This window comes from Clavibacter sp. MX14-G9D (genome assembly GCF_032917815.1).
Taxonomy (GTDB): domain Bacteria; phylum Actinomycetota; class Actinomycetes; order Actinomycetales; family Microbacteriaceae; genus Clavibacter; species Clavibacter michiganensis_K.
Genome location: NZ_JAVCVL010000072.1, coordinates 1 through 11,869, shown reverse-complemented (window position 1 = coordinate 11,869; position 11,869 = coordinate 1). Strand labels below are relative to the sequence as shown.

General features: G+C 75.1%; 9 protein-coding genes. 7 read left to right on the top strand and 2 right to left on the bottom strand.

What is annotated here, in order from left to right:
• Positions 1-17: 17 nt before the first annotated feature.
• Entirely contained in the window at positions 18-920 is a 903-nt protein-coding gene (locus Q6969_RS07955) for a LysR substrate-binding domain-containing protein (RefSeq protein WP_104289563.1), read from the bottom strand.
• Positions 921-1,092: 172 nt separating this feature from the next.
• On the opposite strand from Q6969_RS07955, the gene Q6969_RS07950 reads away from it, so the two are divergent.
• From Q6969_RS07950 to Q6969_RS07920, 7 genes are all read left to right on the top strand, one after another.
• On the top strand, positions 1,093-4,728 hold the full coding sequence (locus Q6969_RS07950; protein ID WP_317229952.1) for a proline dehydrogenase family protein: 3,636 nt from the start codon (positions 1,093-1,095) through the stop codon (positions 4,726-4,728).
• Entirely contained in the window at positions 4,729-5,190 is a 462-nt protein-coding gene (locus Q6969_RS07945; protein WP_317229951.1) for a GNAT family N-acetyltransferase, read from the top strand.
• Positions 5,191-5,282: 92 nt separating this feature from the next.
• Entirely contained in the window at positions 5,283-5,651 is a 369-nt protein-coding gene (locus Q6969_RS07940) for a hypothetical protein (protein ID WP_317229950.1), read from the top strand.
• Between the two features lie 4 nt (positions 5,652-5,655).
• Positions 5,656-7,221 carry a HAMP domain-containing sensor histidine kinase gene (locus Q6969_RS07935; protein WP_317229949.1) on the top strand — a complete coding sequence of 522 codons (1,566 nt, stop codon included), beginning with the start codon at positions 5,656-5,658 and terminating at the stop codon, positions 7,219-7,221.
• The gene (locus tag Q6969_RS07930; protein WP_317229948.1) at positions 7,218-7,883 is read left to right on the top strand and encodes a response regulator transcription factor; all 666 of its coding nucleotides are present in this window, start codon (positions 7,218-7,220) and stop codon (positions 7,881-7,883) included. Before Q6969_RS07935 ends, Q6969_RS07930 begins: the two co-directional genes overlap by 4 nt.
• Positions 7,880-9,412: an SLC13 family permease gene (locus Q6969_RS07925; RefSeq protein ID WP_317229947.1), complete on the top strand. Its 1,533-nt coding sequence runs from the start codon at positions 7,880-7,882 to the stop codon at positions 9,410-9,412. The genes Q6969_RS07930 and Q6969_RS07925 overlap by 4 nt, the downstream gene beginning before the upstream one ends.
• A gap of 72 nt (positions 9,413-9,484) precedes the next feature.
• Complete coding sequence (locus tag Q6969_RS07920; protein WP_317229946.1) at positions 9,485-10,714, top strand: glycerate kinase; 1,230 nt, start codon at positions 9,485-9,487, stop codon at positions 10,712-10,714.
• 39 nt (positions 10,715-10,753) lie between these two features.
• Here the strand turns inward: Q6969_RS07920 and Q6969_RS07915 are convergent, their stop codons facing one another.
• A complete protein-coding gene (locus tag Q6969_RS07915; protein WP_317229945.1) occupies positions 10,754-11,620 on the bottom strand; it encodes a hypothetical protein in 867 nt (288 codons plus the stop codon).
• Positions 11,621-11,869: the final 249 nt, after the last annotated feature.

The following is an 11,869-nucleotide window of genomic DNA, read 5'->3' as shown; positions in this document are numbered from 1 at the left end:
GCAGGGGGGGGGCGTCCTCAGCCCGCGCCGTGGCCCATGACCTCCACGGCGCGGGCGAGGGCGTCGCGGCACGCGCGGATCCCGGGCCGGTCGAGGCTCCCGACGCGCGACGACGTGAACACCGTCCGGCGCGGCGAGCCGGGCAGGCCGACGAGCCGCACGTCGGGCTCGCGCCCGGCCCAGACGAGGTCCGGGAGCACCGACGCCGCGTGACCGGCGCGCACGAGGTCGATGTGGGCCTGCAGGTCGGCCGTCACGAAGCGCACGTCCGGCTCGAAGCCCGCGACCCGGCACACCTGCTCCGCGAAGTGGCGCGACGCCGTCCCCGCGGGCTCCATCACCCAGGGCAGGCGCCGGGCGTCCGAGACCGAGCGGATGTCGTCGCGGCCGGGCGGGAGGCCCAAGCGGAGCGGGTCCACGCACAGCTCCTCGCGGTCGAGGTCGGCGGGCCGGGGCGCCGCGTGCGCCGGGTACTGCTCGGCGATGACGAGGTCGTGGTCGCGCGCCCACACGTCGTGGAGGCCCGACTCGGGCTCCCGCATCGTGATCTCGACCCGCAGGTCGGGGTAGTCGTCACGCAGGATCGTGAGCGCGGGCGGCACGAGCGCGAGGAGCGCCGACTGGAACGCGGCCATGCGGATGGTGCCGGAGACGTTCGCGAGCGACGCGTTGACCTCGGTCTCGGCGCGCTCCAGTCGCTCGAGGAGCGCGGTCGTGTGCTCCACGAGGATCTCCGCCTGGGGCGTGAGCACCACCCGGCGGCCGACCCGCCGCAGGAGCGTGACCCCCGCCTCGCGCTCCAGCTGCGACAGCTGCTGCGACACCGACGAGGGGCTGAAGGAGAGCGCGTCGGCGACCGCGCCGATGGTCCCGCGGAGCTTCAGCTCGCGGAGGAGGCGCAGGCGCCGCATCTCGAGCACGTGCGCCTCCCGCCGTTCCGGCCGATGCGTGGAATCATCGGCAGGGCCGCACGATGATCATCGGAAACGTTCAGCGCATCCGATGGGAGCATGGTCGCACACTGGGAGGGCGCGCGTGCAGCGCGACCGCCGACGAGGTCGGCCCCGTACGAGACGAGACGAAGAGGCCCGCATGACCGCCGAGACCGCATCCGCCCCCGGGACCTCCGCCGTCCCCGTGATCGCCCCGGACCGCGACGACCTCGCCGACCGGGCCGTCGCCCTCGTGCGCACGTGGCTCGCCGAGGCCGCCACGCACCCCGCCGACCCGTCGGCGGAGCGGCTCGCGGGCGTCCTCAAGGACGAGCACGGGCTCGACTTCACCATCGGCTTCGTCGACCGGGTCGTCCGCCCGGAGGACCTGCCCGTCGCCGGCAACAGCCTCGCCGCGCTCACCGGGAAGACCCCCGGCTTCCTCCCCTGGTACATGCAGGGCGCGATCCGCGCGGGCGGGATCCTCGGGCCCGTCCTCCCGCAGGTGGTCGTGCCCGTCGCGCGCCGCGTGCTCCGCGAGATGGTCGGCCACCTCATCGTCGACGCGACGAGCGACAAGCTCGGCCCGGCCATCGAGAAGCTGCGCGCCGGCGGATCCCGCCTCAACCTGAACCTCCTCGGCGAGGCCGTGCTGGGCGAGCAGGAGGCGGCCCGCCGCCTGGCCGGCACCCGGGAGCTCCTCGCCCGCGACGACGTGGACTACGTGTCCATCAAGGTGTCGTCGGTCGTGTCGCAGCTGTCGATGTGGGCGTTCGACGAGGCCGTCGACAAGGTCGTCGAGCGGCTGACCCCGCTGTACGAGCTGGCGGCGGAGGCCGCTGCGCCGAAGTTCATCAACCTCGACATGGAGGAGTACAAGGACCTCGACCTCACCATCGAGGTGTTCACGCGCGTGCTCGACCAGCCGCAGCTGAAGGACCTCGAGGCGGGCATCGTGCTGCAGGCGTACCTGCCCGACGCGCTCGCGGGGCTCCAGCGCCTCACGACGTGGGCTACGGCGCGGCGCGCGGCGGGCGGCGCGCCCGTCAAGGTCCGCATCGTCAAGGGCGCCAACCTCGCCATGGAGCACGTGGACGGCGCCATGCACGACTGGCCGGTCGCCACCTGGGCCACCAAGGAGCAGACCGACACGCACTACAAGCGGATGCTCGAGCACGCGCTCCAGCCCGCCGCGGCCGACGCCGTGAAGGTCGGCGTCGCCGGTCACAACCTGTTCGACGTCGCCTACGCGTGGCTCCTCGCCGAGGAGCGGGGCGTGACCGACCGGATCGAGTTCGAGATGCTGCTCGGCATGGCGACCGGCCAGGCCGAGGCCGTGAAGCGCACCGTCGGCGGGCTCCTCCTCTACACGCCCGTCGTGCACCCCACCGAGTTCGACGTGGCCATCTCGTACCTCATCCGCCGCCTGGAGGAGAACGCCAGCCAGGAGAACTTCATGTCGGCGGTGTTCGAGCTGAGCACGTCGGCCGAGCTGTTCGCGCGCGAGGAGTCGCGGTTCCGCGCGTCGCTCGCGGGCGTCGACGACGCGATCCCGGCGCCGAACCGCACGCAGGACCGGCGCTTCCCGCCCGAGCTCGACGACGTGGACCCGCTCGCGGCGCCCGAGACGCCGGAGGAGCCCGAGGACGAGGTCGACCCGCAGCTGACCAACGTGGTGCAGGGCTTCACGCGCGGCTCCCTGCTGACGCCCGAGGCGCTGGGGGACCCCGACGCCTCCCCGACGCCGTTCCGCAACGCGCCCGACACGGATCCGGCCCTGCCGACGAACCGCGCCTGGGGCCGGGAGATCCTGTCGCGCGTGGCCGCCTCGCAGCTCGGCGTCGCGACCATCGACGCCGCGCGCATCGGCTCGACCGACCAGCTGGACGACGTCATCGACGGCGTGCGCACGGCCGCCGCCGCGTGGGGCGCCCGCCCGGGCGAGCAGCGCGCGGCGCTGCTGCACCGCGTGGGCGTCGCCCTCGAGCGGAACCGCGCGCGCCTCATCGAGGTCATGGCGTCGGAGACCGGCAAGACCATCGCCGAGGCCGATCCCGAGGTCAGCGAGGCCGTGGACTTCGCCCACTACTACGCCGAGCGCGCCCGCGACCTCGACCGGGTGCAGGGCGCCCGCTTCGTGCCGTCGCGCGTCACCGTGGTCGCGCCGCCGTGGAACTTCCCCGTCGCCATCCCCGCGGGCAGCGTGCTCGCGGCCCTCGCGGCCGGCAGCGGCGTGGTCCTGAAGCCCGCCGGGCAGGCCCGCCGCTCCGGCGCCGTGCTCGTCGAGGCGCTCCGCGAGGCCGGCGTGCCGCGCGAGCTCCTCGCGCTGGTCGACGCGGGCGAGGCCGAGTACGGCGAGCACCTCGTCGCGCACCCGGCCGTCGACCGCGTGATCCTCACGGGCGGCTACGAGACCGCCGAGGTGTTCCGCTCCTGGCGGAGCGACCTCCCGCTCCTCGCCGAGACCAGCGGCAAGAACGCCATCATCGTCACGCCCAGCGCCGACCTCGACCTGGCCGCCGCCGATGTCGTGAAGAGCGCGTTCGGCCACGCCGGCCAGAAGTGCTCGGCGGCGAGCCTCGTGATCCTCGTGGGCTCGGTCGGCAGGTCCCGCCGGTTCCTCACGCAGCTGACCGACGCCGTCTCGTCGCTGCGCGTGGGGTACCCGTCGGACCCGACCACGCAGATGGGGCCGATCATCGAGCCGGCCGCGGGCAAGCTCAAGCACGCGCTCACCCAGCTCGGCGTGGGCGAGAAGTGGCTCGTCGAGCCCGAGCAGATGGACGAGAGCGGCCGGCTGTGGTCCCCGGGCGTCCGGGATCGCGTGCAGCCGGGGTCGTACTTCCACCTCACCGAGTTCTTCGGGCCCGTGCTCGGGGTCATGCGCGCGCGGAGCCTCGCGGAGGCGATCCGCTTCCAGAACGCCATCCCGTACGGCCTCACCGCGGGCCTGCACAGCCTCGACGCGCGGGAGCTCGAGCAGTGGCTCGAGACCGTCGAGGCGGGGAACCTGTACGTCAACCGCGGGATCACGGGCGCCATCGTGCAGCGCCAGCCGTTCGGCGGCTGGAAGCGCTCCTCGGTCGGGTCCGGCACGAAGGCGGGCGGCCCGAACTACCTCATGGGCCTCGGCTCCTGGGTGTCCGACGCGGGCCGGCACTCGAGCTCCCTGCACCTGCGCGGCCTGTCGCCGCGGGTCACGGAGCTCATCGAGTCGGCGCAGCCCGCGATCCGGTACGAGGACTTCGACCTGGTCCGCCGGTCGGCGCTCAGCGACGCGGTCGCGTGGCACGAGGAGTTCGGGCAGGTGAAGGACCCGAGCGCCCTCGGCGTGGAGCGGAACCTGTTCCGCTACCGGCCGCTGCCCGTCACGGTGCGGCTCACCGAGTCGGGCTCGCTCGCGGAGCTCCTGCGGGTGCTCGCGGCGGGGCGGCTGGCGCGCGCGGAGATGCACGTGTCGGTGCCGGGGATCCTGCCCGCCGGCCTCGGCCAGGTGCTCGACGACCTGCCGAGCGTGCACGTGACCATCGAGACCGACGACGCGTGGCTCGCCCGCGTCTCCTCCTCCGGCATCGCGACGGAGCGCGTGCGCCTCGTCGCCGCCCGCGACTCGCGGCTCGTCGAGGCGCGGTCGCTGTCGGACGCCCTCCGCGGGACGCCCGACGTGGCCGTCTTCGCCGACGAGGTCACCGCGGCCGGGCGCGTCGAGATGCTGACCTTCCTGCGCGAGCAGGCCATCAGCATCACCGCGCACCGCTTCGGCAACCCGGACGACTGGAGCGAGGCGGTCATCTAGGTGTCGACGGGGGTCGAGGTCCGCGCGCTCGCGGCCTCCGAGGTGGCGCGGCTCGAGGGCGCGGAGCCGCCCGGCCGCGGCTTCGCGCGGGCGATGTGGGAGCTGCAGGAGACGGGGGACTCCGTGCTGCTCGTCGCCTGGGACGGCGACCGGCACCTCGGCGCCGGCCAGCTCGACCTCCGTGGGACGGATCCCGAGCTGCGGAACCTGCACGTGGATCCGACGGCCCGCGGGCGGGGAGCGGGCACGGCGATCATCCGCGCCGCCGAGGCGCGCGTCGCGCCGGGCCGCCTCGCGGTCGGGGTCGCGTCGGACAACCCGCGCGCCCGGGCTCTGTACGAGCGCCTGGGCTACCGCGGCACGGGCGAGCTGACGACGAGCGCCTACGAGTACGTGGACGACTCCGGTCGCACCCGGCAGGCGACCGAGACGGACGAGCGGCTGGTGCGCGAGCTCGGCTGATCCGGGGCTGGATCCGGCGCCCGCCGCGGTCGGCGCCCCCGCCGGGCGCCGTCCTTCATGTTCCCTTCATGCGGCTCCGACATGCTCGGATCGTGGCCCTCACGAAGAAGTACGCCGTCCTCGCGGGTCTGCTGGCCGTCCCCGTCCTCCTGGCCCTCGGGAGCCAGGCGCTGACCACCGCGCCGGGTGATCCCGTGGTCCCCGAGGAGCCCATCCGGGTCCCCGCGACCCTGCCCGAGGACCCCGCGACCGCGGTGGAGCCGACGCCCGCCCCGACGTCCGCCGATCCGACGAGCGTGCCGCCGGCGGTGGAGGCCCCGGCCGGCGAGGCCACGTCGGGCGGCGCTCCCGCGCCCGCGCCCGCTCCCGTCCCCGCTCCTGCTCCGCCCGCCGACGAGGACGGCGACGACGACGGGGGAGGCGAAGATGACGACGACACCGGCAGCGACACCGACGACTAGCCCCGTGACCGGCCCTGTGCCCCGCCCCGCGACGGCTGCCGCCGCGCCCGCCGCCCCGGTGCCCCCGGGCGCGTCCGTGCAGCGGGGGTCGTCGATCCCCGCACGGTGGCGCATCACCGGCTGGATCCTGCTGACCACGATGATGGCGCTCATCGCCGTCTCCGTGACCGCCCGCAGCATCTTCCTCACCCAGGTCGAGCAGGACGCCAACGCCGAGATCGCCCAGGAGTTCGACGAGTTCGCGCGGTTCGCGACGGAGGGCGTCGACCCGACGACCACGCGCCCGTTCGGCTCGGCCGAGCGACTGCTGGCCACCTACCTCGCGCGGCAGTCGCCCGGCACCGGGGAGTCGATGGCCGGGGTCATCGGCGCGGAGGTCGTCGGCACCCAGACGCCGGACCGCGGATCCACCCCCGACCTCGCCGACTCGGACGACCTGCTGGAGGACATGCTGGACCCGCGGCAGCGGTCCGGATCCCTCCCTGACACCGAGGACGGACCGGTCCGGTGGGGCCGCGCGGAGTTCGTCGTCGGGGACGAGACCGGCGCGCTCGTCATCGCGCAGTTCACCGAGCAGGAACGGGACGGGGTCGACGACGCCATCGTCACCATCGCCTGGGTCGCCCTGGGCGGCCTGCTGCTCAGCTCGGTCATCGCGTGGCTCGTCGCCGGGCAGATCCTGGCTCCCATCCGGCAGGTGCACCAGGTCGCGAAGGACATCACCGAGCACGACCTGACCGGGCGCGTGCCCGTCAGCGGACGCGACGACATCTCCGCCGTCGCGGAGACCTTCAACGCGATGCTCGACCGGCTCGAGCGGGCGTCGACGACGCAGCAGAAGTTCGTCGACGACGCCAGCCACGAGCTCCGCACGCCGATCACGGTCGTCCGCGGGCACCTGGAGCTGCTCGAGAGCGAGCCCGAGCGGCGCGCCGAGACGCTGCGGCTCGTCGACACGGAGCTCGCCCGCATGGGGCGGATCGTGTCGGACCTCCTCATGCTCGCGCGCGCCGAGCAGCCCAACTTCGTCAAGGTCCAGGAGGTGGACGCCACGTCGCTCACCCTCGACATCGAGACGAAGGCGCAGGCCCTCGGCGACCGGCGCTGGCGGCTCATGGAGATCGCGGAGGGCACGGTCCGGGTGGACGAGCAGCGCGTGACGCAGGCCGTCCTCCAGCTCGCCGCCAACGCCGTGCAGTACACCGCGACGGGATCGACCATCCGGCTCGGCTCGCGGTACGAGGGCCGGGCAGCGGACCGCGTGGTGGTGTTCTGGGTCGCGGACGACGGTCCCGGCGTCGAGGAGCACGAGGCCGGCCGGATCTTCGAGCGGTTCCACCACGGCAGCGCCAACGACGCGGCCCCGCACCACGGCAACGGCACCGGGCGGCGCGACGGCGCGGGGCTCGGGCTCGCCATCGTGCGGGCCATCGCCGACGCGCACCGCGGATCCGCCTGGCTCACCAGCACGCCGGGGGACGGGGCGACGTTCGGCATCACCGTGCCCGCGCCGGTCGCGGTCGGCGCGGCGGACGACGAGGTCGCGCCCGAGGACGGGGCGGCGCCGTGAGGGCGAGGAACGTGCTGATCGCCGAGGACGACCGGAACATCGCGACGTTCATCGGCCGGGGTCTCCGCGGCGCGGGCTACGACACCACCGTGGTCGCCGACGGCGAGACCGCGCTGCTCATGGCGCGGACCGGGCGGTTCGACCTCGTCGTGCTCGACATCGGCCTGCCCGTGATGGACGGCTTCACCGTCCTGTTCCAGCTGCGCGGCGAGGCCGTGGACGTGCCCGTGATCGTCCTCACGGCCCGGGACTCCGTCGTCGACACCGTCAGCGGCCTCGAGGGCGGGGCGAGCGACTACATGTCGAAGCCGTTCCAGTTCGCGGAGCTGCTCGCGCGCGTCCGACTCCGGCTCGACGACTTCGAGCGGCTCACGCCGGAGGCCGCGCTCGTCCACGACGGCATGGTGGTGGACGTCCGCGGCCGGCGCGTGCAGATCGGACCGGACGCCCACGACCTCACCCCGCGCGAGCTCGCGCTGCTGGAGCTGTTCCTCCGGCACCCCGGGCAGGTGCTGTCGCGCGACCAGATCATCGGCAGCATCTGGGGGCCGGACTTCGATCCCGCCTCGAACGTGGTCGACGCCTACGTGCGCGCCCTGCGCGCCAAGATCGGCGCGGCCCGCGTCGAGACCGTCCGCGGCGCGGGATACCGGCTCCGATGAGCGGCGTCCGGTACGCCACCACGCCGCCGCCGCCGGACCCGCCCGCGGGCGATCCGGCGGACGGCCGCGACCTCCGCCGCCTCTTCACGGCGCGGCGGACGCCCCGCATCCTCGGCGCGGTCGCGGGCATCGTCGTCGTCGTGCTGCTCGCCTCCACGGTGTCCCGACCCGGGGCGGGGCTCGACGGCGCGGCGGCGGCCGCCCTGGTCGTCTTCGTGCTCGCCGTCTGGTTCTGGATCTTCACGCCCGTCGACGACACGTACGTCGCCCTGGGAGCCGCCACCGCCCTCGTCGTGATGGGCGTCATCGACACCGACGAGCTGTTCCAGTCCCTCGGCGACGAGACGGTCTGGCTCCTGCTCGCGGCCTTCGTCATCGCCTCCGGCGTCACCTCGTCCGGGCTGGCGCTCCGCGGGGCCGCGAGCGTGATCGTGGGGGCGCGGACGCCGCGGCAGCTGTTCCACCTCGTGACCGCGGCGCTCGTCGTGACGACCTTCGCCGTGCCGGCGACGTCCGGCCGCGCCGCCCTCGCGCTCCCCGTGTTCCTCGCCCTCGCCCGCGTGCTCGCCGACCGCGGCAGGGTCGTCGTCGCCCTGTCGCTGCTGTTCCCGACGGTCATCCTGCTGTCCGCGGCGGCGTCGCTCCTCGGCGCCGGGGCGCACCTGATAACGAGCCAGATCGTGGAGACGGCCACGGGCACGGGGTTCGACTTCGTCCGCTGGATGCTGCTCGGGCTGCCCGTCGCGCTCGTCAGCTCCCACGTGGCGTGCGAGATCGTGCTGCTCCTGTTCACCGACGCGGACGACCGGCGGCGGAACCTCGCGATCGGCATCGCCGACCTGCAGGCGCACGCTCCCACGCCCGTCTCCGGCGCGCTCACCGCGGTCGAGTCCCGGGCCGCGCTCCTGCTGGGCGCTGTCATCGTCCTCTGGTGCACGGAGCCGCTGCACGGCCTCCACCCGGCCGTCGTCGCGCTCCTCGGCGCCCTCGTCGCCACGTCGCCCCGCTACGGCTCGACGTCGCTCGGGAAGGCGCTGAAGGCGGTGCCGTGGACGCTGCTCCTGTTCCTCGCCGCGACCCTGACTCTCGGCACCGCGCTGACCTCCACCGGCGCTGCCGAGTGGCTGGCCCAGGGCGCGTTCGCGCCCCTCGGGGCGCTCGGCGGCGCGGCGGGCCCGGTGTTCGTGCTCGCCGTGATCGCCGTGTCGCTCGCGGCCCACCTGGTCATCCAGTCCCGCTCGGCCCGCTCCGCGGCGCTCGTGCCCATCGTGGTCGCCCTCGCCCCGGGGGTGGGCGTCGATCCGGCGGCGGCGGCCTTCGCCTCCACGGCCGCGGCCGGGTTCTGCCACACGCTGACGAGCTCGGCCAAGCCCGTCGCGATGTTCGCGGCCGTCGAGGGCGCCCCGGGCTTCGAGCCGGCGCAGCTCCTGCGGCTCTCGGCGGTCCTCGGCCCGGTCATGCTCGCGATCATCGCGGCCTTCGCCTGGTGGGTGTGGCCCCTGATGGGGCTGCCGCTCTTCCTCCCCTGACCCGTCCGTCCACGCGCCCGTCCCTCCGCCCGCCCGTCCCTCCATCCGCCCGACCGAGCCCGAGGTAGTCCCATGTCCATGAACGTGCCCCATCGCATCCTCATCGCCCCCAGCGGGTTCAAGGAGAGCCTCGACGCCGAGACCGTCGCCCGCGCCATCGGCGCCGGGGTCCGCCGGGTGCTCCCCGGCGTGCACCTCGACCTGGTGCCCATCCCCGACGGCGGGGAGGGCACCGCCGAGATCCTCGCGCGGACCACGGGCGGGGACCTCGTCGCCGCCCGCGTCACCGGCCCCGTCGGCCAGCCGGTCGAGGCGCACTGGGCGCGCCTCGGGGGGAGCGCCCGCTCGACCGCCGTGGTGGAGATGGCCTCGGCGGCGGGGCTCCGGCTCGTGCCGCGCGGCGACCGCGACCCGGGACGGACGACCACGCGGGGCGTCGGCGAGCTCATCCTCGCGGCCCTCGACGACGGGGCCACCACGATCATCGTCGGCTGCGGCGACTCGGGGACCTCGGACGGCGGGGCCGGCGCGCTGTCGGCGATGGGCGCGCGCCTGCTCGATGAGGGCGGCGCGGAGCTGCCCGACGGCGGGCAGCACCTCGCCCGCCTGCACGAGCTCGACCTGTCCGGCCTCGACCCGCGCCTCGCGGCCACCGAGGTCGTCCTCGCCTGCAACATCCACAACGTCCTCTGCGGGGACCGCGGGGTGGCCCGGGTCTTCGGCCCGCAGAAGGGAGCCACCCCCGAGCAGGTCGAGCGGCTCTCCGACGCGCTCGAGACCTGGGCCGCCGTCCTCGCCCGGGACGCGCCGCCGGTCGTCGGGCTCGACCTCCGCCTCGGCGGGGGGACGGGGGCCTCGGGCGGCCTCGGGGCCGGGCTCGCCGCGGGGATCGGTGCGCGCCTGGTGTCGCGCTTCGACGCGCTGCTGGGCATCGGCCTCGGCTCCGTGGACCTCGACGGCCTGATCGCGCGCGCCGACCTCGTCATCACCGCCGAGGGCGCGATCGACTACCAGACCCCGCGCGGCAAGGTGCCGGCCGAGATCGCGTCGCGGGCCCAGCGCGCGGGCGTGCCCGTGCTCGCCATCGCCGGGTCGATCGGCGAGGGCGCCCCGTCCGTGCACGACATCGGCATCGACGCGATCGCGTCGATCATGACCATCCCCATGCCCCTGAGCGACGCCGTCGACCAGGGCGAGCGCCTCCTCCAGGACGCCGCCGAGCGGACGCTGCGGCTGGTCCTGCTCGGCGCGTCGATCTCCGCGCGCCACGAGGACCTGCGGCGCACCCCCGTGCGCCTCTGACGGTCGCCGCCGCGGAGGGCGGCGCCCGCGGCCGCCCGGCTACCGCGCGTCGGCGACCGGGCCGTCGTCGGGGAGGAAGCGCACGGGGAGGTCGGCGACGCTCAGGCCCGACGCCCGGATCCGCGCCTCGACGGCGTCGTGCGCCGCGGCGGGCACGGCGACCTGCACCTTCGCAACGCCGTCCATCTGCGAGTCCGCGTCGTCGGCGGAGAGCTGGGTCACCCCGTCCTCGGCGACGAGCCCGTCGACCAGCGCCTGCCAGCGGTCGTGCTCGCCCGGTCCCATCGTGATCCCCAGGGTCATGGTCTCGATCCGCACGGTCCGGTCCGCGGTGAGGCCGGCGGCGTCGCGCAGGTCGTCGGCGTGGGCGACGAGCGGGAGGGACCCGGCGATGTCGCCGCCCTCGAGCTCGACCGCCACGAGCGCGAGGCTGTCGTCCTCGCGGAGGACCGGCTGCAGGTCGACGCCCGGGACGAGGGTGCCGGCCGCCTCCACGATGCCCGGGACGTCGAACCCGACGTCGAGGCAGCGGGATCCCGCGGCGGGGACGTCGTCGTCCACGATCACCGTGGTCGACGCGCCGGCGTCGACGACCAGCGACCACGCGACCGGCCCGGGGTACCCGGAGTCGCAGGTGGCGGCCAGCACGCCCGGCAGGTCGTCGGCGGCGACCTCCACGTCGACGCGCGCCTGCGCGCCGGCGAACGTGGGCGCCTCCACCCAGCGCTCGGCGGAGGCCACGCGCACGCCGGGCAGCGCCTCCAGCCGCGCCACCTCCCGGTCGAAGCCCGCGTCGGGTCGCGCGAAGTGCGTCTCGGACACCGTCCAGCCGGCGAGGATGAGCGCCCCGCCGAGCAGGGCGACCACCACGAGACCGATGACGGAGTTCCGGATCCACCTGACCATGCCCGACTGTCGCACGCGTCGGCGTCACGGCGGAAGGCGGAGGGGTGGACATCACGCGAACGTCCCCCCTCCTGTCACGATGGGCGGATGGACGGGACCTCGACGCGGACCACCCGCGCCGGAGCGTCGTGAGGCCCGGGGACGGCGCGGTCCGGGTCGCGGCCGTGCGCGTGGACGCCACGGCCGACCGGGCAGCTCGCACCGCCGCCGGACGGGACGCGCTCCGGGCGCTCGCCGCGGAGCTGGTGG